Below are 21051 nucleotides of genomic sequence, written 5' to 3'. Positions count from 1 at the left end.
GTCGTGCTCACCCCACTGAGCATCTGCCAGTCTTGGACCGATCCGGTGCGTCACACAGAGCCGTGGAACCGGAGCCCGATGAGGAGCAGCAGTCTTGCGTGAGTTCAGCCTTCCGGCCCTGTACGAGGTCCCTACGGACGGCAACCTGACGGATCTCATCCGCCGCAACGCCGCTCAGCATCCCGATGTCGCGGTGATGAGCCGGAAGGTGGCCGGCGTCTGGACGGATGTCACGGCGACCCAGTTCCTCACCGAGGTCAGAGACACCGCCAGAGGCTTGATCGCGGCGGGTGTCCAGCCCGGTGACCGGGTCGCGCTCATGTCCCGTACCCGCTTCGAGTGGGTCCTGCTGGACTTCGCCATCTGGAGCGCGGGCGCCGTCACCGTCCCGGTGTACGAGACCAGCTCCCCCGAGCAGGTCCAGTGGATACTCGGCGACTCGGGCGCGGTCGCGGTCGTCGTCGAGAGCGCCGCCCACGCGGAGTCCGTCACCGCGGTGCGGGACGGGCTTCCCGGTCTGCGGCACGTCTGGGAGATCGACCGGGGTGCCGTCGACGAGCTCGTCGCCTCGGGTGCCGAGGTCTCCGACGAGACGCTGGACCTGCGCATGGTGAGCGCGAAGGCCGACGACCCGGCGACGGTCGTCTACACCTCGGGCACCACCGGCCGCCCCAAGGGCTGTGTGCTGACGCACCGCAGCTTCTTCGCGGAGTGCGGCAACATCGTGGAGCGGCTCAAGCCCCTCTTCCGTACCGGCGAGTGCTCCGTCCTGCTCTTCCTGCCCACCGCGCACGTCTTCGGCCGGCTGGTCGAGGTCGCTTCGGTGATGGCCCCGATCAAGCTCGGCTGCGTGCCGGACATCAAGAACCTCACCGATGAGCTGGCCTCGTTCCGGCCGACGCTGATCCTCGGTGTACCGCGGGTGTTCGAGAAGGTCTACAACTCGGCGCGTGCCAAGGCCCAGGCCGACGGCAAGGGCAGGATCTTCGATCGGGCGGCCGACACGGCGATCGCGTACAGCCGTGCGCTGGGCACCCCGGAAGGCCCCTCGGTGGGTCTGAGGGTCAAGCACAAGGTCTTCGACAAGCTGGTGTTCAGCAAGCTGCGCGCCGTGCTCGGCGGCCGTGGCGAGTACGCGATCTCCGGCGGCGCACCGCTGGGCGAGCGGCTCGGCCACTTCTTCCGCGGCATCGGCTTCACGGTGCTGGAGGGCTACGGCCTCACCGAGTCCTGTGCCGCCACGGCCTTCAACCCGTGGGACCGGCAGAAGATCGGCACGGTCGGCCAGCCGCTGCCGGGCTCGGTGGTGCGGATCGCCGACGACGGCGAGGTGCTGCTGCACGGCGAGCACCTGTTCACCGGGTACTGGAAGAACGACGCGGCGACGGCCGAGGCGCTGGCCGACGGCTGGTTCCACACCGGTGACATCGGCACGCTGGACGAGGACGGCTATCTCGCGATCACGGGCCGCAAGAAGGAGATCATCGTCACGGCGGGCGGCAAGAACGTCGCCCCCGCGGTGATCGAGGACCGGATCCGCGCACACGCCCTGGTCGCGGAGTGCATGGTGGTCGGCGACGGACGGCCGTTCGTCGGCGCGCTGCTGACGCTCGACGAGGAGTTCCTCTCCCGCTGGGCTGAGGAGAACGGCAAGCCGGCCGGGTCGACGGCGGTCTCGCTCCGCGAGGACCCCGAGCTGCTGGCCGAGGTGCAGCGGGCGGTGGACGACGGCAACGCGGCGGTGTCCAAGGCGGAGTCGGTGCGCAAGTTCCGCATCCTGGCCACCCAGTTCACCGAGGAGGCGGGCCACATCACGCCGTCGCTGAAGCTCAAGCGCAACGTCGTGGCGAAGGACTTCGCGGACGAGGTCGAGTCGATCTACCGCGGCTGAACCCGCGGTACGTGGGAGGAGGGCCCGCACCCTGACCTCGGGTTCCGGGGAGCGTCGCCACACCCCGGTTCGGGGGTGCGACGGATTTCAAGATCCGGGCCCGGTCCGTCGTCCGGGGGCGCCGTTTCCCGTCCGACGAGCAGCGGGTGCCCGGAGCAGCGTTCTCGGGCACATGCTCAGAGCAGCGCCCTGAGCTGTCCGGCGAGCAGGTCCCAGCGCCATTTCTCCTCGACCCACGCCCGGCCCCGCTCCCCCATGCGCCGGCGCAGTTCCGGGTCGCCGAGCAGGGTGACGATGCGGTCGGCGGACTCCTCGGCGGAGCCGCCCCGCACCACCCACCCGGTCTCGCCGTGCAGCACGGCGTCCGGGGCACCGCCCGAGTCGCCGGCCACGACCGGCAGTCCGGTAGCGGACGCCTCCAGGTAGACGATACCCAGGCCCTCGACGTCGAGCCCGCCGCGCCGGGTGCGGCAGGGCATGGCGAACACGTCGCCGGCGCCGTAGTGCGCGGGCAGTTCCTCCCAGGGCACCGGCCCGGTGAAGCGCACGGAGTCCTGGACACCGGTCTCCTCGGCCAGCTTCTTCAACTGCCCGGCATACGGGCCGCCGCCGACGACGAGCAGGACGGCGTCCGGCACCCGCGCCAGGATCGCGGGCATCGCCAGGACGAGGGTGTCCTGCCCCTTGCGCGGCACGAGCCGCGACACACACACGACGACGGGCCGGTCCGTGAGTCCGAGCCGGGCCCTGACCCGGTCGCCGCCGGAGTCCGGGTGGAACGTCTTCTCGTCGACCCCGGGCGGCAGCTGCACCATGCGTCCGGCGGCCTCCGGGGTGAGCGCCGCGGCGATCCTGGACCGGGTGTACTCGCCGAGGTACGTGATCGTGTCGGTGCCCTCGCCGATGCGGCGCAGCAGTTGCCGGGACGCGGGCAGCTGGGCCCAGCCCGCCTCGTGGCCGTGCGTGGTGGCCACGATCCGGCGGGCGCCCGCCCGGCGCAGCGCGGGCGCCATCAGCCCGAGGGGCGCCGCCGCACCGAACCACACGGAGGGGCAGCCGTGTTCGCGCAGCAGCCGGACCGCCTGCCGGGTGACCCGGGGAGTGGGCAGCAGCATCGTCGTACGGTCGCGCACCACGGTGAACGGCTGCTCGGCGTCGAAGGCGGCGGTGGCCTCGGCGCCCTCCGCGCCGCGCTTCCAGGTGGAGGCGTAGACGACGAGCCGCTCGGGGTCCATCCGCAGCGCCATGTTGTGCAGGAAGGCCTGGATGCCGCCGGGGCGGGGCGGGAAGTCGTTCGTCACGATCAGCGTCTTGTCCATCGCCGCCGACAGTACCGGGCGTTCGCGCGGCCCTGCCTGACGGCTCCTGTACAGCAGGTGGCGGCATCATGACGCTCATGCGTCTGTCCCTCGCAACCTGGACCCTCACACGAGCGGTGCTGCTGCTCTGCGTCTTCAAGGTGTTCACGGTGCCGGGTCCGGACGTCACGAGTGATGTCTCGGTGATCTACCGGGGCTGGTACGAGGTGCTCCACAGCGGCTCGTATCCGCTGGACGACGTCACCTGGCAGTACCCGCCCGCCGCCGCGCTCGCCGTGCTCTCCCCGGACCTGCTGCCCTTCCTGGAGTACGCCTCGGCCTTCTTCGTCCTCGTACTGCTCTGTGACGCGCTCGTGTTCGGGCTGCTGCTGTACGCGGGAGGCCGACCGGGCATGCGGAGCGCGGGCGGCTGGCTGTGGGTGCTGGGTGTGCCACTGCTCGGGCCGACGGTGTACGCCCGCTACGACCTGATGGTGACGGCCGTCGCGGTGGCGGCGCTGCTGGCGGGTGTGCGCCACCCCAGGGTGCTGGGGGCGCTGGCCGCCTTCGGGGCGCTGCTGAAGGTGTGGCCGGTGCTGCTGCTGGTGGGTACCGCCCGGGGCGGGGAGACCCGCAGGTCCTGGTCGGCGGCGGCGGTGACGGCCGCCGTGCTGGTCCTGGCCGCCGCGGTGGCCCTGCCGGGCGCGTTCGCCTTCCTGACCTTCCAGCGGGACCGGGGGCTGGAGATCGAGTCCCTGGGGGCGCTGGTCTTCCACGTGGCCCGGCAGTTCGGCTGGGAGGGGCGGGTGGAACTCCGCTACGGCTCGATGGAGTTCGCCGGCCCGCAGGTGGCGCTGGTGAGCACGCTGGCCCTGGCGCTGAGCGTGCTCGCCTTCGGCTGGCTGCTGGTGTGGCGGCTGCGGGCCCGTACGTTCGCGGTGCACACCCCGGCGGACGCCGCGTTCACCGCGGTGCTGCTGTTCACCGTGACCAGCCGGGTCATCAGCCCCCAGTACATGGTGTGGCCGCTCGGTGTCGCCGCGGTGTGCCTGGTGTTCCGGGGCAGCCGGATGGCGCTGCCCGCCGGTCTGGTCCTCGTGGCCACCGCCGTCACCCTGCTGGAATTCCCGCTCGGCTTCGCACACGTGGTGGCCAGTGACGCGGAGGGCGTGGTCCTGATGGCCGTACGCAACGGTCTTCTGGTCGCGGCGACGGTGAGCGCCGGGCGGCGGCTGTGGCGGGCCACGGTGCCGGGTGCCCGGCAGGGGCGCGCGGCGGAACGGATCAGCCGAGCCGGGCTCGAAGGTACTCGCGCCAGCGCGCCGTGAAGTCCGCGGGAGTGGTGCCGAGCACCGTGTGCATGGCCTGCTCCACGCTCCCGTCCCGCTCCGAACGGCTCCCCACGGCCTTGTAGAAGGCGATCAGCTCCTCCTCGCCCCAGTCCCGCACGATCAGCTCGCAGGCCAGCCAGCCGCCCTCGTAGGCCCGGGAGAGCTTCCCCGTGTCCTCACCGAAGCCGAAGTCCTCGTCGGCCGGCAGCCGCGCGGGCAGGTCACCTGCCCGGACGGCCTCGGCGAGGTCCGGTGCGATCTCGGGGGCGGTTCGGCTCTCCCCGCGGTAGGCGGCCAGGTCGGCGAAGCCCTCGGAGAGCCAGACGGGAGTGGCGGCGGAGGTGTACGCCCGGGTCGCCACATGGGTGGTCTCGTGGGTGAGGACGACGCGCTGTCCGAAGTCGCCGAGCATTCCGTACGCCTGCGGATTGACGATCACCCGGTCCGCGGGTGCCCGGCCGCTCCCGCCGACCTCGCCGGTGGTGACGGCCGCTATGCCCCGGTAGCTCGCCACGGGCGATCCCAGGAGCCCCGCCATGTCCTCCACGGACTCGGGGACGAGCACCACGACCCGCTCCGCCCAGGCTTCCGGCCAGGAGCCGGTGACGGCCGGGACGGCCCGGTCCGCGGTGGCCGCGATCCGGCGCAGCTCCGCCGCCCGGCGGCCGACCCCGAGGACCAGGCTGTGCGTGCCCCGCGCGACTTCGACGTCGCCCTGCTGCCAGAGCTGCCCCGGGGCACCGTCGGCGGCCCGGTCTGCGGCGATGTACCAGGTGCGGTCCTCGCCGCGGCGGACCAGTTCCACGGTGCGGGAGGAGGACACGGGCGCCGTGTCGTAGCCCTTGATCCGGTAGCGCAGTTCGACCTCGGCGGTGACCCGGCCGGCGGCCTCGTCCGACACGCCCTCGACCTCGTACGCCCAGGACTCCAGCGGTACGTCGGCGAGGTTGTGCAGCTCCGTGCGCTGGGCGGCACGGAAGGATGCGGCACGGGGGTCGAGGGCGGCCAGGTACGCGTCGGTGTCGTGCCCCATGACGGCCGCGGCCCGGCGGTCCAGGGTGGCGCCGACCTCCTGGGCGGTGATGCCGGTGGTGGAGTCCCGGGGGCCCGCGCACGCGGGCGCGAGCAGCAGCACGGCGAGCACGGCACCCGCCGTGCGCCGTCCGCGGGTCGTCGTCCCCCGCCGCGCGTCCCCTGTCCGAACAGCCATCCCGCCCGATCGTACGGTCAGACGCGGGTGACCGAGGAGACGGGCATCATGCCGACGGGGTCGTAGCGCACCGGTGCGCCGGGGTGCGGGGCGTGGATGACCTGCCCGTTGCCCGCGTACATTCCGATGTGGCTCGCGTCCGCGCGGTAGGCGACCAGATCGCCGGGCCGCGCCTGCGGGAGCGGCACCATGCGGCCCGCGTACCGCTGCGCCTGCGAGGTGCGGGGCAGACCGACCCCCGCCCGCGCGTACGCCCACTGCATCAGTCCGGAGCAGTCGAAGCCGGCGGGACCGTTGGCGCCCCACACGTACGGGCGTCCCAGGGCCTGCCGGGCCGCCATGAGAGCCGCCAGGCCGCGCGCGGAGCCCGCGCCGGCGGCGAGGAGCGCGTCGTCGGGGCGGCCCGGGCGCGAGGCGCGGCCGAGGGACGCGCGGTCGGCGGCGGGCAGGGAGCCCAGCAGGTGCCGTGCCCTGGCCAGTTTGCCCTCCACCGTGCGCTTGTGACGTGCCAGCGCCGCACGGTCGCGCTCCATGGCGGCGAGGGCCACGGCTGCCTCCGCACGGCTCTGGGCGATCTTGCGCTGGGCCCGGTGGAGCTTGTGCAGCGTCACGGCCCGGCGCTCGCCCGCCCGGTCCAGGGCGGCGGCGCGGTCCAGGAAGGTGTCCGGGTCCGAGGAGAGCAGGAGGGCGACCGAGGGGTCGATGCCGCCCGAGCGGTACTGCGCGCCCGCCATCGAGCCGAGGGACGCCCGCATCAGGTTGACGTCCTCCTGGGTGCGGGCCGCCGAGTCCTGGGCCCTGGCCATCCGGCCGCGCAGCGCACCGAGGCTCTCCCGGGCCGCGTTGTACCGCTCGGTGGCCCGCTCGGCCTCCCCGTACAGCCGGTCGACCGCGGCGCCGGCCGTCTCGTGGGTGTCCTCGGGCAGCGCGCTCGCGGGCGCCACGTTGAGGGTGGCCGCCGCGGTGGCCGCGGCGGCGGACAGGACGGTGGCCCGGACGCCACGGTTGAGACGGGGCCGGGTGGGGCGGCGATGCGACACCACAGGAAGCCGCACTCCCTTCCGCTGTACGCAGTCGTGCGCAGCCCCTGCCGCCCGGGGCGGGCGGACCGACGACCGGGAGCTGCGCGGCAGCGCAGACAGTAACCGGACGGCTACGCGGTGACCAAAGGCCACGCCGGGGGGCGGAAGGGGCAGGAACGACGGCGCCCCGCCGGTGACCTGTGGTCTCCGGCGGGGCGGGGGTCCGTCAAGGGGTGCGGCGATTCGCCCGTTCGGGCGTCAGGGGCGCACGCCGAACTGGAAGGTGCCCATGTAGTCCATGGACTCGTAGCGGACCACGGTTCCGGGCTTCGGGGCGTGCAGGATCTGGTTGTTGCCCGCGTACAGACCCACGTGCGAGGTGTTGTTGAAGAAGACGAGGTCACCCGGCTTCAGCGCGCCGCGGCCGATCCGGGCGCCGTCGTTGATCTGGGTGTACGTGGTGCGGGTGAGCTGGACGCCTGCCTGGGCGTAGGCCCACTGGGTCAGCCCCGAGCAGTCGAACGAGTTGGGGCCGGTGCCACCCGAGACGTACGGCTTGCCCTGCTGTGTGGAGGCGGCCTGGAGGGCGGCCGCGCCGAGGCCGGATGCGGCGACCTCGTTGCCGAGCTCGACCCTGTCACCGGCGGCGCGGCTGGCGCGCTGCTCGTCCTCGGCCATCTTGGCCCGCTCGGCGGCGGTGAGGGTGTTCAGCAGCTTCTGGGCGTCGGCGAGCTTGCCCTGGTACTTCTTCTTGTTCTCGTTCAGCGACTTGCGCACGTCGTCGAGGTCGCTGAGCTTCCCCTGCGCCTCCTTGCGCTGCTGCGCGAGGGTGCGCTGCTTCGCCTGGATCTTCTGCAGCGACTCGGCCTGCTTGGCCGTCAGCTGGTCGAGCGCGGAGGCCTGGTCGAGGAAGCTGTCCGGGTCCGAGGAGAGCAGCAGCTGGACGGAGGGGTCGAGTCCGCCGGAGCGGTACTGCGCGGTGGCGAGCGAACCGAGCTCGCCGCGCAGGGTGTTGAGCTCGTCCTGGCCGCGGGCGACCTTGTCCTGGAGCGCGTCGGCCTGCTTCTTGAGCTTGTCCTGCTGCTCCTTGGCGCCGTTGGCCTTCTCGGTGGCTTCCTCGGCCTCGTGGTAGAGCTTGTCGACCTTCGCCTTGACCTCGCTCTTGGTCGGCTTGGGGTCGGCGTGGGCGGCCTGGGAGGTCAGGGCCACGGCTGCGGCTGCGGTCGCGGTGAGCACGGTCACGCGGGTGCGGCTCGGCTGCTTGGGACGACGGTGGGACGCCACGAAGGCGAGCTCCTTCTTCCTCGAGCCGCCTACCGGGTTGTGGGGGGACACGAACGGATCCCCGGCTCCGTGCACGTCACGGACTCGGCGGTTCCTTCGCCGTCACCCCGGATGGGCAATCAACCGTGCGAAGGTTCGAGGGCTGACCCTAGTGACCATCTTGTGATCAGTTCAAATCCTCAGGGGCAAAATCTCGTCACAACAGGCACTTCTTTACTTTCATCACACTGCGTGTAGCAGCGACTTGACGGTACGTTCCTAAAAATCCGACAAGTCGCCCAAGCGGCACATGACGCCTCAGACGCGCGAAAGGCGCTTCAGGAGCAAGGCGGAGGCGACCGGTCTCGCCCCCGCCCTCGCCACCCCGTCGGCCACTTCACGGTCGGTGGACACCACGACGACGGGTCTGCCCGGCGGTTCGGCGCGCGCCAGTTGCCGGATGAGCTCGTCCGCGGTCACCCCTGCCTTGCTGAACAGCACCCGGACTCCGCGCGGTGGCGCCAGCAGGACCGGGGCGGCCAGCTCGGCGCCGTCGAAGACACAGGTCATCTCGGCGCCCGTCTGTGCCGCGAGCAGGGACAGACCGCCCAGGAGGCGCAACCGCTGCTTCTCCAGCGGCATCTGCGGATAGCCGGTCTTCGTCACGTTGTAGCCGTCGACGATGAGATGCGCCTGCGGCAGGGCGAGCAGCTGGTCGAGCAGGGCCGGATCGGTCTCCGAAAGGGCCCTGGCCGCGATGTCCTTGGGTGACATCCGCCCGGGCTCCACCGCTTCGACGCCGTCCGCGGGCCGGAGCGAGGAGGGGGGCAGGGCCAGTTCGCGGCGGAGCCCCTGGGCCGCGTCGAGCACGGTGTCCAGGAGCAGCCGCAGCCGCATGTCCTCGACCGAGCGCCCCTCCCTGGCCGCCCGGCGGCCCGCCTCCACGGAGGCCTCCGCCTCGGCCAGCCGTGCCTTGAGCCGGCGGGACTCGCTCTCCGCGGCGGAGACCTGGGCCGCGGCCTCGGCCCGTACGGCGTCGGCCTCGGTGCCGGCCTTGCGCAGAGCGGCCTCCCCGCGCTTCACCTCGCTGAGGGCGCTGCGCAGCTTGCGATGCAGGGAATCGGCCTCCTTGCGGGAGGCCTCCAGCTCCGAGCGCAGCCGTTCGGTATCGGTTTTGATGTGGCCGCGGGCGCGGTCGAGTTCCTCGCGCAGCCGCTCCAGCTCGCGCCTGGTCTCCTCGTCCGCCTGCTCGGCGTGGGCCCGCTGGACCTCTTCGCCCGCTGCCGCCACCAGCTTGACCCAGCCGGCCGGGCGCAGCACATAGGCCGCGGCGGCCACGTCGACCGGATCGGCGGCGGCGGGCGGCGCACCGGACGTGAGCGCGTCGGCCAGCTCCGACTGGGTCTGGCCGATGCGTTCCCCGATGCGCCTGCGGAACGCGGGGTCGGCCTCCAGGGCGGCGGCCATCGCGTTACCCGCGAACTTGGCCCGTCTGCTCGGGGTGAAACGGGCGTACTGCCGCAGCTGGGTGGGGAGTTCGCCGACGGTCAGACCGCCGAACGCGTCGGAGACCAGGGCCACCACCCTGCGGCGCACGTCCTCGGGCAGCGGACGGTCGAGCGACTCCGCGGTGCCGTCGGCCGCGTCGGCCGGTCCGGCGCCGCCTGTCGGCTGCTCCACCATCCATCACCCCAATATGTCTGCCCCCGCGGCCCCGTCAGGAGTCGGCACCGGGCTTGTCCACGAGCTCGATCTGGTCCACGGCGTTGCACCAGCGGCAGCGCACCGACTCGATGGTCTCACTGACCACCTCGCGCTCCTCGACACTCGACTCCCCGGCCAGGTCGAGATGGACGTACTCCACTACCTTCGAGGAGCGCGTCACATCGAAACGGGTGAGATTACCGCAGAGCGTGCAGCGCCAGCGGGTCCCGTCCGTCGGCAGGGGAACCGTCGTCATCGTTGTGTCCTCTTTCGTCGAGTCTCGTGCGTGCCCAGGTCTTCGATCTCGCGGTGCGCCGTCGAACTGCGGATGTCCTACCGCAACCCTACGGCCTTGCGCATACCTATCGACACGGCGAGGCGGTCTGTCCCGTTCTCGCAGCTTGCGTCATGCTCTGTACGTGATCGATTGGCGGGAAGTCGGCTGGCGGGAGCGGGCCCGGGAGCTGGGGACGGCCACCGCGGGCGGCGCCCCCGTCACGTACGGGCTGATGGCGTTGTGCGTCGCCGTGTTCCTGATCAGCCCGCTCTCCGGTCTGAATCCGGGCCACGGCACCGGCGACGCGCTCCTGGCCGCCCAGGCCGGGTACTTCGAGCAGTGGGGTGTGATCCCCAGCGAGCTCATGGACGGCTCGGCGCACGCGGCACTGACCCCGCTCACCGCTCTCTTCGTGCACGGCAGCTGGCTGCACCTGCTGGGCAACATGCTCTTCCTGTACGTCTTCGGCGCGATGGCCGAGGAACGCATGGGCCGCACCGAGTTCACCTTCTTCTACCTCGCGTGCGGCTACTTCGCCCTGGTGGCCTACGCCGTGGCGCACGCGGGTTCCGACCAGACTCTGGTCGGGGCCTCGGGGGCCATCTCCGCGGTGCTCGGCGCCTTCCTCTACCTCTTCCCCAGGGCCAGGGTCACCAGCCTCTTCCCCTTCCTCTTCTTCCTGCCGCTGCGCTTCCCCGCCTGGATCGTGCTCGTGTTCTGGTTCGTGCTGCAGTGGCTGGCGGCCCGGAGCGCGGGCAGCGGCCCGGGCGTGGCGTACCTCGCGCACGTGGCGGGTTTCGCGGCCGGGTTCCTCTACGCCTGGGCACGGTTCCGGGGTACTAGAGTGAAGTCTCCAGCCGCGGCCACCGAGGGAGAAAGCCAACCGTGATCACCGCGATCGTGCTCATCAAAACCAGCGTGGACCGGATTCCCGAGATCGCCGAGGCCATCGCGGCGCTGGACAGCGTCAGCGAGGTCTTCTCGGTCACGGGCACGTACGACCTGATCGCCATGGTCCGGGTGGCCCGGCACGACGATCTGGCCGAGGTCATCCCGGGCCGTATCAGCAGGATCCAGGGCGTCGAGGCCACCGACACCCACGTCGCCTTCCGCACGTACTCGCAGCACGACCTCGAGGCGGCCTTCGCCATCGGTCTGGACGCCTGAGAAGGGCACCCGGGCGGGACGCCTGCCACGGCGCACGGCTCCGGCCGGGACGAGGGGGACACCCCCGTCCCGGCCGGAGCCGTATCCGTGGCCGTCAGACCTGAGCGGTGCCCCGGTCGGGCACGCAGCGGCCCTCCTCGGTGCGGTAGGTCCAGCGGGCGCCCTGGCCCACCAGCTCGCGGACGGCTCCCAGGAATCGCTCGATGTGCTCGTCCGGCGTACCGGCGCCGAAGCTCACCCGGATGGCGTTCAGGGACCTCTCCCCCGGCGCGGCCTCGGGCGCGCCGCACTCGCCCGGGTCCTGCGGCTCGCTGCCCAGCAGGGTCCTCACCAGCGGGTGGGCGCAGAACAACCCGTCGCGCACCCCGATGCCGTACTCCGCGGAGAGTGCCGCGGCGAAGTGCGAGCTGTTCCATCCCTCGACCACGAAGGAGATGACCCCGACCCTCGGGGCGTCGTCGCCGAACAGGGAGAGCACCTTGACCTCGGGGACGTCGGCGAGGCCCTCGCGGACCCGGGTCACCAGCTGCTGCTCCCGCGCGACCAGCCCGTCGAATCCGGCCTCGGTCAGGGCCTTGCAGGCGGCGGCGATGGAGTAGACCCCGATGACGTTGGGCGATCCGGCCTCGTGCCGGGCCGCCGTGGTGTGCCACTCCACGTCGACGCCGCCGTCGGCGCGCCGGGCGACCTTACGGGAGGCGCCGCCGCCCGCGAGGTACGGTTCGGCGTCCACCAGCCAGTCGGCACGGCCCGCGAGGACGCCCGAGCCGAAGGGCGCGTACAGCTTGTGCCCGGAGAAGGCGACCCAGTCGACGTCCAGCTCGGCGATGTCCACCGGGTGATGGGGCGCCAGCTGTGCCGCGTCGAGCACGATCCGCGCACCGTGCGCGTGGGCGGCGGCGGCCAGTTCCCTCACCGGCCACAGCTCGCCGGTGACGTTCGACGCGCCCGTCACGCAGACCAGTGCGGGCCCCTGGGGGTCACGGCCGGAGAGTGCGCGCTCGAGGGTGGCGACGGCCTGGTCCGGGGTCCGCGGAGCGTCGAGGTAGGTCACCCGGGCGTCGCGCCAGGGCAGCAGCGAGGCGTGGTGTTCGGTCTCGAACACGAACACCTCGCAGTCGGCGGGCAGCGCGGCGGCCAGCAGGTTGAGGGAGTCGGTCGTCGAGCGGGTGAAGACCACCTGGTCCTCCGCGCGGCAGCCGAGGAACGCCGCGACGGTCACACGGCTGCTCTCGAAGAGGTCGGTGGAGAGCTGCGAGAGATAGCCGGCACCGCGGTGCACGCTGCCGTAGTAGGGGGCGTAGGCGGCCACGTCGTCCCACACCCGCTGGAGGGCCGGGGCGCTCGCCGCGTAGTCGAGGGCCGCGTACGCGACCTCTCCGCCCGTCACGAGGGGAACAGTGACATCTGCTCCCAGGACGGGCAGCGGGGCACAAAGCGACTGGTCGACGGCAGCGGTGGAGACAGACATGGCGAACTCCCGTGAGAGGCAGGCGAGATCCACACGCCGGCGTCATGCGGCAGCGCGGGAAGGAAGACGAAAAGGTGTGCGGAGGAGGGCGTGGAGCCCTATCGCATTCGCTTGCTCACAAGAGGCTCCCTGGGACCAGGACCCCAAGGGGTGGCGTCGAAGGACGCCGAGGGGCCCGCGCTTGCCACAGACCTCACTGCCTGCGGCCTGGTCTTCACCCGGGGCACCCCGCCACGGACGGAGGGTTGCCGGACAGCGGGCCGGGGCCGTAGTCGCTGTCACTCATGACCTGCCCAGCATCTTGCCATACCCGTGGTGACACGCAAGGGCGCAGTCCGCGATACGGACCGCGCCCCTGTCCACGTCCACCGGTCTCAGGCGTTGCTGGCCGCCACCCAGCGCTCCAGCGCGCGCTTGGCCGCTCCCGAGTCGACTGACTCCGCGGCCCGCACGATCCCGGCAGAGAGCTGTTCGTTCAGCGTGCCCTCGCCGGCGTCCAGGGCGACCAGTGCCGCGGCCGAGTTGAGCAGCACCGCGTCCCTTACGGGGCCGGTCTCCCCGTCGAGCAGCCGCCGCGCCACGTCCGCGTTGTACGCGGCGTCCGCGCCGCGCAGGGCCTCGACGGGTACCAGGTCCAGGCCGACGTCGCGCGGGTCGAACGCCTGCTCGTGGACGGAACCGTCCCGGACGGTCCAGACCCGCGAGGTCGCCGTGGTCGTCAGCTCGTCGAGGCCGTCGTCGCCCCGGAAGACGAGCGCCGAATTCCCCCGGTCCGCCAGCACGCCCGCGACGATGGGCGCCATCTTCGGGTCGGCGACCCCGATGGCCTGGGAGCGGACCCGGGCCGGGTTGGTGAGCGGGCCCAGGATGTTGAAGGTGGTCTGTGTGCCGAGCTCCTTGCGCGCCCTGGCGGCATGGCGCAGCGCGGGGTGGAACTTCACCGCGAAGCAGAAGGTGATGCCCGCCTCCTCGGCGACGGCGACGACGCGCTGCGGCGTGAGTTCGAGGTTGACGCCGAGCTTCTCCAGCACGTCGGAGGCCCCGCTAGCCGACGACGAGGCCCGGTTGCCGTGCTTGACGACCTTCGCACCCGTCCCCGCGACGACGATGGCCGACATCGTGGAGATGTTGACCGTTCTGGCCATGTCCCCGCCGGTGCCCACGATGTCGACCGTGCGGCCGGGCACGTGGATCGTGTGGGCGTGCTCGTACATGGCGCGGACGAGTCCGGTGACCTCGTCGACGGTCTCGCCCTTGGCCCGCAGCGCGACGGCGAAACCGGCGATCTGCACGTCCGTCGCCTCGCCGCTCATGATGCGGTCCATGGCCCATGCGGTGTCGTCCGCACCGAGGTGCTCGCCGCGGAGGAGGGGGGTCAGCACGCCCGGCCAGGTGAGGGCGCCCCCGGACGAAGTCTGGGGGAGAGCCGCCACGCTGTCGCCGCCGTCCGGGGTCACCACGTTCATGGTCCGCTCCTGTGGTCCACAGCCGATACGAGTACGTCTCCCACCTTATCCAGCCCCTGGGACAGCGAAGAGCCCCGTCCATCGGATGGACGGGGCTCCTGCTGTGGCGTTCAGCTGAGGTGATCAGTGGTGGCCGTGGCCGCTGGTGATCTCCTTGTACTCCTCGGCAGTGGGCTTGGCGATCTGGTTGTCCTCGCCGAAGTAGCTCCTGCTGAGCCTGGCCCGCACCTTCTGCACCACGGACGGCTTGCGCTCGACACCGTTCTCGTCGACCGTCGGGCCGAGCTCGACCGGCTTGTACTGCTCGTGCGCCGTGAGGGTGTGCAGCTGGCCCGGGCTGAGCGGCTCGTGGATCTCGACGAACTCACCGTGCGGCAGGCGCTTGATGGTGCCGGACTCGCGCCCGTGCAGCACCTTCTCCTTGTCGCGGCGCTGCAGGCCGAGGCAGATCCGCCGGGTGACGACGAACGCCAGGACCGGGCCGGCGAAGAAGGCGATCCGCACGAACCAGCTGATCGCGTTGAGCGACATGTGGAAGTGGGTCGCCCAGATGTCGTTGCCGCCGCCGATCAGCATGACGAAGTAGATCGTCACCCAGGCGACACCCAGACCGGTACGGGTCGGAGCGTTGCGCGGACGGTCCAGGATGTGGTGCTCGCGCTTGTCGCCGGTGATCCACGACTCGATGAACGGGTACATCGCCAGTGCCCCGAGGACGACACCGAACAGCACCAGCGGGATGAGCACGCCCAGGACCAGCGTGTGGCCCCAGAGGTTGATCTCCCAGCCCGGCATCACACGGACGAAGCCTTCCGCGAAGCCCATGTACCAGTCCGGCTGGGCGCCCGTGGACACCTGGTCGGGACGGTACGGGCCGAGCGCCCAGATCGGGTTGATCGTGGCGATCGCGGAGAGGATCGCGATGAAGCCGAAGACCAGGAAGAAGAAGCCCCCGGCCTTGGCCATGTAGACCGGCAGCAGCGGCATGCCGACGACGTTCTTGTTCGTCTTGCCCGGGCCGGCGAACTGCGTGTGCTTGTGGAAGAAGACCAGGATGAGGTGGCCGACCACGAGCCCGAGCATGATGCCCGGCAGCAGCAGGATGTGGATCGAGTAGAACCTCGAGATGATGTCCGTACCGGGGAACTCCCCGCCGAACAGGAACATCGAGATGTACGTACCGACGATCGGCATCGACAGGATCGCGCCCTGCGTGAAGCGCACACCCGTACCGGAGAGCAGGTCGTCCGGGAGCGAGTAGCCGGTGAACCCGGTGAACATGCCGAGCACGAACAGCAGGAAGCCGAACAGCCAGTTGATCTCGCGCGGCTTGCGGTACGCACCGGTGAAGAACACCCGGAACATGTGCACGAACATGCCCGCGAGGAAGATGATCGCGGCCCAGTGGTGGATCTGCCGGACCAGCAGACCACCGCGGACGTCGAAGCTGATGTCCAGCGTCGAGGCGTAGGCCGCCGACATCCGGATGCCGTTCATCGGCTCGTACGAGCCGTGGTACACGACCTCGTTCATGCTCGGGTTGAAGAACAGCGTCAGGTACACACCCGTGAGGATGATGATGATGAAGCTGTAGAGGCAGATCTCACCCAGCATGAAGGACCAGTGGTCCGGGAAGATCTTGCGCATGTTGGCCTTGGCCAGGCCGTAGATGCCCAGCCTGCCGTCCGCCCAGTCGGCGACCCGCTCACCTGCGGGCGCCTTGCGCTGTGTTTCCGTCGCAGTACTCATCCGCGCTCCCAGAAGGCAGGACCGACGGGCTCTTCGAAGTCACTGAGCGCCTCGAGGTTGCCCTCGCTGTTCACACCGATCCGCAGCTGCGGAAGGGCGTGACCGGCCGGACCGAAGATGACGCGGGCGCCGTCGGAGAGGTCGAAGGTGGACTGGTGGCACGGGCAGAGCACGTGGTGCGTCTGCTGCTCGTACAGGCTGATCGGGCAGCCGACGTGGGTGCAGATCTTGGAGAAGGCCACGATTCCCTCGTGGGCCCACTCGCGCTCACGCTTGTCCTTGATGTTGTCCGGCTCGATGCGGACGATCATCAGGGCGGCCTTGGCGATCTGCGTCTGGAAGTCGTGCGCGTCCTCCTCCAGGCCCTCGGGCATGGCGAAGGTCAGCGAACCGACGACTACGTCCTCGGGACGCAGCGGCTCCATGGTGTTCATGTTGACGAGCAGCTTGCCCTTGGCCCACAAGGTCGAGCGGAGCTTCTTCTCCGGCAGCGGACCGAGGTCGCGCAGCAGCACCACGCCGGAGAGCGGCACCAGGGCCAGCGCGCCGAACATGGTGTTGCGGATCAGCTTGCGCCGACCGATCGCGGACTCCTTGGCGCCGTCCGCGAAGTCGGCCATGACCTTGGCCTTGACCTCCGGCGTCGCCTCGATGGCGTGCCGGTCGTCGGCGACCTCCACGTCGGACATCAGGGTGCGCGCCCAGTGGACGGCCCCCGCGCCGATGAGGAAGAGCGCCAGGCCCAGGGTCATGCCCAGGGAGAAGTTGAGCGCGCTCACGTGGCCGAGCGGCCAGATGAAGACGATCTGGTCGACCGGGAAGATGACGTACGAGGCGATGAAGCCGACCGTCGCCAGCATGGACAGCGTGAACATGAAGGCGACGGCGCGCTCGGAGCGCTTCGCGGCCCGCTCGTCGATGTCCTGGATGCGCGGCCTGTGGGCCGGCAGCCCCGGGTCGGCGAACGGGTCGCCCGCGCCCTCTACCGCGCCGTGCGCGGTGTCCTGCTCTACCGGCAGGTTCGCTTCTGGAATCTGTTGGCTACTCATGACTTCTTGGCCTTAGCGGTGTGGGCCGCGACCCATACGGCGATGGCGATCAGGCCGCCCAGGCCGAAGATCCAGCCGAAGAGACCTTCACTGACGGGGCCGAGGCCACCGAGCGAGAGCCCGCCGGGGGATGCGGACTCATCACCGTTGACGGTTTTGATGTACGCGATGATGTCTTTCTTCTCCTGCTCGGGCATGGTGCTGTCCGGGAAGGAGGGCATGCTCTGCGGGCCGGTCTGCATGGCCTCGTAGATGTGCTTCGGGCTCACGCCTTCGAGGTCCGGGGCGTACTTGCCGTCTGTCAGCGCGCCGCCCTTGCCGGTGAAGTTGTGACACTGGGCGCAGTTGGAGCGGAACAGGTCACCGCCCTTGGCCACGTCGGCGCCCGCGGGGTCGACCTGGCTCTCGGTGGGCGTGATCGGACCGGCACCGAGGGACGCGACGTACGCCGCGAGCTGGTCGATCTCGGCCTGGCTGTAGATGACCGGCTTCTTCGGTACCTGGGCACCCGGCTGCTGGGCCGGCATGCGTCCGGTGCCGACCTGGAAGTCGACGGCGGCTGAGCCGACGCCCACGAGCTGGGGCCCGTCGGTGGTGCCCTGACCGCCGGATCCGTGGCAGCTTGCACAGCCCACGGAGTAGAGCTTCTTGCCCTCGTCGATGGCGAGGGACTGGGCGGTTTCGTCGGCCTGCGCCTTACCCGCAGGCGCGAACGCGGCGTACAGCCCCCCGGTAGCCGCCAGCGCGAGGAGTAGTACGACGACCGCCGCCAGCGGATGGCGTCGTCGTGCGGAGAGCTTTTTCACGGATTACCCCGGTGTCAGGATCTTCTGCGTCGATGGTGGGTGGGTGCGAGCCCGGTTACTTGATCATGTAGATCGTGGCGAACAGGCCGATCCAGACGACATCGACGAAGTGCCAGTAGTAGGACACGACGATGGCCGCGGTGGCCTGTTCATGGGTGAATCTCGAGGCCGCGTACGTCCTGCCCAGGACGAGCAGGAAGGCGATGAGACCGCCTGTCACGTGCAGACCGTGGAAGCCGGTCGTCAGGTAGAACACCGAACCGTACGGGTCGGAGGACAGGGAGAGACCCGCGTCCTTGACCAGCTCGGTGTACTCGAGGACCTGGCCTCCGATGAAGATCGAACCCATTACGAACGTGATGATGAACCAGGTGCGGAGCTTCTTCACATCGCCCCGCTCGGCGGCGAAGACGCCGAGCTGGCAGGTGAGCGAGGAAAGCACCAGGATCGTGGTGTTCGTAGCCGAGAACGGGAAGTTCAGATGGTGAGCCATCTCCTTCCAGTGATCGGGTCCCATCACCGATCGCAGGGTGAAGTACATCGCGAAGAGGGCCGCGAAGAACATCAGCTCGGAACTCAACCAGATGATGGTTCCGACGCTGGTGAGGTTCGGCCGATTGACCGACGGGTGCGCGTGCCCGGTTTCTACTGTCGTTGCTGTCGCCACGACCGACATTATGTCGGTCGCTTATCCCGCCCTCACTCCGGGGGGTGCCGTTCGGTGTGTCAGAGGCGTGTGTCCTCACCGAACGGCCCATCGAATCGTCGTCCTTACCGGTGCTGACGGGCACTCGGCCGGAGTACGATCCGCCCATCGGTTCATGCCCCGAGAGCCCCGAAGACACAGACGTCACGGAGGAACAATGCAGCCGACCGCCACGGTCCTGGTCTACAGCGACGACGCCAACATCCGCGAGCAGGTGAGGCTGGCATCCGGGCGAAGGCCTGCGGCGGACGTCCCACAGGTGGAGTTCCTGGAGTGCGCCACCCTGCCCGCCGTCCTGAGCGCACTGGACAAGGGCGGTGTCGACGCCTGTGTGCTGGACGGCGAGACTGCCCCGGCGGGCGGCATGGGGGTCTGCCGGCAGATCAAGGACGAGATCTTCGACTGCCCGCCGGTGCTGCTTCTGATCGGGCGCCCGCAGGACGCCTGGCTGGCCACGTGGAGCCGCGCCGACGCCGCTGTGACGCATCCGGTCGATCCCGTCGACTTCGCGGACGCCCTGGCCTCCCTGCTGCGCCACAGGCTGTCCGTGGGAGCCTGAGGCGCAGCGGGGGCACATGTCCTCGCGGTGTCCTTCCGGGGCGCGGCGCACTCCCGGCCGGATCAGACCCGGGGGCGCAGCCGCGCCGTCCGGACGTCGGTGGTGCCCGTCTCGGGCGTGCCGTCGCCGTGGAGGGCACTGCCCTTCTGCCAGGCGTCCCAGGCCAGGTTCCAGTCGCCGAAGCCGTTGTCGAACGGCGTCATCGTCTCGCCGTCGCTCCCGACGACCTTGACGATGTCACCCTCGCGCACGGTCTCGAAGAACCACTGCGCGTCGGCGGTGCTCATTCCCGTACAGCCGTGGCTGACGTTGGCGTTGCCCTGTGAACCCGTCGACCAGGGCGCCGCGTGGACGTACTCACCGCTCCAGGTGACGCGTGTCGCCCAGTAGACGGGCAGGTCGTAGGACTCCGAGGAGCCGGCGGCGATGCCGATGCTCTCGCCGCGCATGCGTACGAACTGCTCCTTCGCCAGCACGACCTTGACGCCGTTGCGGGTGTCGAAGCCGGGCTTGCCCGTGGTGACCGGCAGGGTGTTGATCACTTCACCGTTGCGCAGAACGGTCATGGTGTGGTCGGAGGCGTCGGTGATCGCTTCTATGCGGTCGCCGGTCTTGAGTTTCAGGGACTTCGCGGCGCCCCCGTGAAGGGCGTCGGTGACCCTGATGCCCTTGAGGTTGCTGCGGATGTCGATGCTCGCGCCCGCGGGCCAGTACTCCTTGGGCCGGTAGTGCAGCGTCTTCGCGTCGACCCAGTACCAGGAACCCGTGACGGCGGGGGCCGACCGGACCTGGAGGCCGCGTTCCACGGTGGCGCGGGCAGCCTTGCCGTTGACCGGAGCGCTGAGTTCCGCTGTGAGGGGCTGTCCGACGCCGTAGGTGCCCGCCTGCGGGCCGAAGGTGACCTTCAGGAACTTCTTGGCCGAGGTCGTGCCGAAGGCGTACGTGCGGCTGCCAGGGGCGCCGTCGCCGTTCTCGGTCGAGACCTTGACGGTGTACCGGGTGCCGGCCGCGAGCGACGTGGTGGAGTGCCACCGCTTCCCGTCGGCGTCGAGTTCACCCGCCAGATGGCGGCCTTCGGTGTCGACGGCCGTCACGTCCGTGATCTTCGCGTCGTCTTCCTTGACGGTGAACTCGAGGGGCTTGTCGGGGTCGGCCTTCTCGTCCTTGGACGGGCCGTTGAAGGAGACGAGGTCGGCGGCGTCGTACGGCTTCAGCGACAGCGGATCGCCGTCGGGCTCGCCACAGGCGGTCGCACCTGCAACCAGGGTCACGACCAGCAGAGTGCAGCTCACTACGGTGCGGATGCGCGGCGTGTGGTTCATGAACCCACGCTAAGAAGATTCATCCGATCCAGCGCGTTCAGTGACTGCAAACGGGGGCCCGGCCCGCTCGTTACTGAGCGGGCCGGGCCCCCGTACGGGTGCAACGCGTCCTGTGAGGGCGTGTCCTACTGGGTGCGGTTCTCGCCCCTGTAGTACTCGAAGACCCAGCCGAAGAGGCCGACCAGGAGCAGCGGGGCCGAGAAGTAGGCCAGCCACCAGCCGAAGACGACGGCCATGAAGAGGAAGGCGCCACCGATGGCCAGCGAGAGCGGCTGCCAGCTGTGCGGGGAGAAGAAGCCCACCTCGCCGGCCTCGTCCGCGACGTCGGCCTCCTTGTTGTCCTGGGCCATCGCGTCGACCCTGTTGGCCGTGAAGGCCAGGTAGAAGCCGATCATGATGGTCAGGCCGAAGGCCAGGACCAGCGCAGTGGTACCGACCGGCTCCTTGGACCAGACGCCGTACGTGACGGCCATGGCCAGCATGAAGACGCTCAGCCAGATGAAGAGCTTGCCCTGGATCTTCACTTGCCGTCCTCCTTGCCGCCGACGAGGACCTTCTCACCCTCGGACAGGTGATCCAGCTGCTCGAGCGCCGTGATCTCCGGGTGGTGCAGGTCGAACGCCGGGGATTCGGAACGGATCCGCGGCAGGCTGAGGAAGTTGTGACGCGGGGGCGGGCAGGAGGTCGCCCATTCGAGCGAACGGCCGTAGCCCCACGGGTCGTCGACCTCGATCTTCTTGCCGTACTTGGCGGTCTTCCA

Annotated in this window: 19 protein-coding genes, 1 pseudogene and 1 riboswitch; of the genes and pseudogenes, 5 read left to right on the top strand and 15 right to left on the bottom strand. The window is 70.3% G+C overall.

Going from position 1 to position 21051, the window contains the following annotated elements; genetic code table 11:
- The first annotated feature begins 94 nt into the window (after positions 1 to 94).
- A complete protein-coding gene (locus ABZ441_RS23720; protein ID WP_358977578.1) occupies positions 95 to 1891 on the top strand; it encodes an AMP-dependent synthetase/ligase in 1797 nt (598 codons plus the stop codon).
- 176 nt (positions 1892 to 2067) lie between these two features.
- Here the strand turns inward: ABZ441_RS23720 and ABZ441_RS23715 are convergent, their stop codons facing one another.
- Positions 2068 to 3210 (bottom strand): glycosyltransferase family 4 protein, encoded by a 1143-nt coding sequence (locus ABZ441_RS23715; protein ID WP_358977576.1) that lies wholly within the window; start codon positions 3208 to 3210, stop codon positions 2068 to 2070.
- A gap of 68 nt (positions 3211 to 3278) precedes the next feature.
- Here ABZ441_RS23715 and ABZ441_RS23710 point away from each other — a divergent pair, with 68 nt between their 5' ends.
- Complete coding sequence (locus ABZ441_RS23710) at positions 3279 to 4517, top strand: glycosyltransferase 87 family protein (RefSeq protein WP_358977574.1); 1239 nt, start codon at positions 3279 to 3281, stop codon at positions 4515 to 4517.
- On the opposite strand, the gene ABZ441_RS23705 is transcribed toward ABZ441_RS23710, so the two are convergent.
- The 5 genes from ABZ441_RS23705 to ABZ441_RS23685 all read right to left on the bottom strand — a co-directional run bounded on the left by ABZ441_RS23705 (position 4474) and on the right by ABZ441_RS23685 (position 9975).
- Positions 4474 to 5730 (bottom strand): hypothetical protein, encoded by a 1257-nt coding sequence (locus tag ABZ441_RS23705; RefSeq protein ID WP_358977572.1) that lies wholly within the window; start codon positions 5728 to 5730, stop codon positions 4474 to 4476. The genes ABZ441_RS23710 and ABZ441_RS23705 overlap by 44 nt on opposite strands.
- Positions 5731 to 5747: 17 nt before the next feature.
- The gene (locus tag ABZ441_RS23700) at positions 5748 to 6773 is read right to left on the bottom strand and encodes a C40 family peptidase (protein WP_358977570.1); all 1026 of its coding nucleotides are present in this window, start codon (positions 6771 to 6773) and stop codon (positions 5748 to 5750) included.
- A 237-nt stretch (positions 6774 to 7010) separates the two neighbouring features.
- Positions 7011 to 8036 carry a C40 family peptidase gene (locus ABZ441_RS23695; RefSeq protein ID WP_205020013.1) on the bottom strand — a complete coding sequence of 342 codons (1026 nt, stop codon included), beginning with the start codon at positions 8034 to 8036 and terminating at the stop codon, positions 7011 to 7013.
- A gap of 297 nt (positions 8037 to 8333) precedes the next feature.
- Positions 8334 to 9695: an NYN domain-containing protein gene (locus tag ABZ441_RS23690; protein WP_358977568.1), complete on the bottom strand. Its 1362-nt coding sequence runs from the start codon at positions 9693 to 9695 to the stop codon at positions 8334 to 8336.
- Between the two features lie 37 nt (positions 9696 to 9732).
- Positions 9733 to 9975 (bottom strand): hypothetical protein, encoded by a 243-nt coding sequence (locus ABZ441_RS23685; RefSeq protein WP_358977566.1) that lies wholly within the window; start codon positions 9973 to 9975, stop codon positions 9733 to 9735.
- A 163-nt stretch (positions 9976 to 10138) separates the two neighbouring features.
- Between ABZ441_RS23685 and ABZ441_RS23680 the strand changes: the two genes are divergently transcribed.
- Together ABZ441_RS23680 and ABZ441_RS23675 are read left to right on the top strand one after the other, a co-directional pair.
- Positions 10139 to 10885, top strand: coding sequence for a rhomboid family intramembrane serine protease (locus tag ABZ441_RS23680; RefSeq protein WP_358977564.1), 747 nt, complete (start codon positions 10139 to 10141; stop codon positions 10883 to 10885).
- Complete coding sequence (locus ABZ441_RS23675) at positions 10882 to 11163, top strand: Lrp/AsnC ligand binding domain-containing protein (RefSeq protein WP_358977562.1); 282 nt, start codon at positions 10882 to 10884, stop codon at positions 11161 to 11163. Before ABZ441_RS23680 ends, ABZ441_RS23675 begins: the two co-directional genes overlap by 4 nt.
- Before the next feature lie 94 nt (positions 11164 to 11257).
- Here ABZ441_RS23675 and ABZ441_RS23670 read toward each other — a convergent pair whose 3' ends face one another.
- The 6 genes from ABZ441_RS23670 to ABZ441_RS23645 all read right to left on the bottom strand — a co-directional run bounded on the left by ABZ441_RS23670 (position 11258) and on the right by ABZ441_RS23645 (position 18380).
- A complete protein-coding gene (locus ABZ441_RS23670; RefSeq protein WP_358977560.1) occupies positions 11258 to 12634 on the bottom strand; it encodes an aminotransferase class V-fold PLP-dependent enzyme in 1377 nt (458 codons plus the stop codon).
- A 172-nt stretch (positions 12635 to 12806) separates the two neighbouring features.
- Positions 12807 to 12924, bottom strand: a riboswitch (SAM riboswitch).
- An 84-nt stretch (positions 12925 to 13008) separates the two neighbouring features.
- Positions 13009 to 14100: an anthranilate phosphoribosyltransferase gene (trpD, locus tag ABZ441_RS23665; RefSeq protein ID WP_358977558.1), complete on the bottom strand. Its 1092-nt coding sequence runs from the start codon at positions 14098 to 14100 to the stop codon at positions 13009 to 13011.
- A 123-nt stretch (positions 14101 to 14223) separates the two neighbouring features.
- On the bottom strand, positions 14224 to 15849 hold the full coding sequence (locus tag ABZ441_RS23660) for a cytochrome bc complex cytochrome b subunit (RefSeq protein ID WP_358977556.1): 1626 nt from the start codon (positions 15847 to 15849) through the stop codon (positions 14224 to 14226).
- Entirely contained in the window at positions 15846 to 16898 is a 1053-nt protein-coding gene (locus ABZ441_RS23655) for a Rieske 2Fe-2S domain-containing protein (protein WP_358977554.1), read from the bottom strand. Before ABZ441_RS23655 ends, ABZ441_RS23660 begins: the two co-directional genes overlap by 4 nt.
- Positions 16895 to 17704 carry a c-type cytochrome gene (locus ABZ441_RS23650; RefSeq protein ID WP_205019671.1) on the bottom strand — a complete coding sequence of 270 codons (810 nt, stop codon included), beginning with the start codon at positions 17702 to 17704 and terminating at the stop codon, positions 16895 to 16897. Before ABZ441_RS23650 ends, ABZ441_RS23655 begins: the two co-directional genes overlap by 4 nt.
- Before the next feature lie 55 nt (positions 17705 to 17759).
- On the bottom strand, positions 17760 to 18380 hold the full coding sequence (locus tag ABZ441_RS23645) for a heme-copper oxidase subunit III (protein WP_205019672.1): 621 nt from the start codon (positions 18378 to 18380) through the stop codon (positions 17760 to 17762).
- A gap of 187 nt (positions 18381 to 18567) precedes the next feature.
- Here ABZ441_RS23645 and ABZ441_RS23640 point away from each other — a divergent pair, with 187 nt between their 5' ends.
- Positions 18568 to 18969, top strand: a complete 402-nt coding sequence (locus tag ABZ441_RS23640) for a hypothetical protein (protein WP_205019673.1) — start codon at positions 18568 to 18570, stop codon at positions 18967 to 18969.
- Positions 18970 to 19031: 62 nt separating this feature from the next.
- Here ABZ441_RS23640 and ABZ441_RS23635 read toward each other — a convergent pair whose 3' ends face one another.
- The 3 genes and pseudogenes from ABZ441_RS23635 to ABZ441_RS23625 form a co-directional block, all read right to left on the bottom strand.
- Positions 19032 to 20291, bottom strand: a complete 1260-nt coding sequence (locus ABZ441_RS23635; RefSeq protein ID WP_358977551.1) for an Ig-like domain-containing protein — start codon at positions 20289 to 20291, stop codon at positions 19032 to 19034.
- Between the two features lie 125 nt (positions 20292 to 20416).
- Complete coding sequence (locus ABZ441_RS23630) at positions 20417 to 20815, bottom strand: cytochrome c oxidase subunit 4 (protein ID WP_031093689.1); 399 nt, start codon at positions 20813 to 20815, stop codon at positions 20417 to 20419.
- Positions 20812 to 21051 (bottom strand): annotated as a pseudogene (locus ABZ441_RS23625) (cytochrome ubiquinol oxidase subunit I); the annotation flags it as partial. The gene ABZ441_RS23630 and the pseudogene ABZ441_RS23625, both read right to left, overlap by 4 nt.

It is taken from the genome of Streptomyces sp. NPDC005752 (assembly GCF_040630715.1).
Taxonomy (GTDB): domain Bacteria; phylum Actinomycetota; class Actinomycetes; order Streptomycetales; family Streptomycetaceae; genus Streptomyces.
The sequence above is the reverse complement of the archived record's forward strand: the minus strand, read 5'-3'. Positions and strand labels throughout refer to the sequence as shown.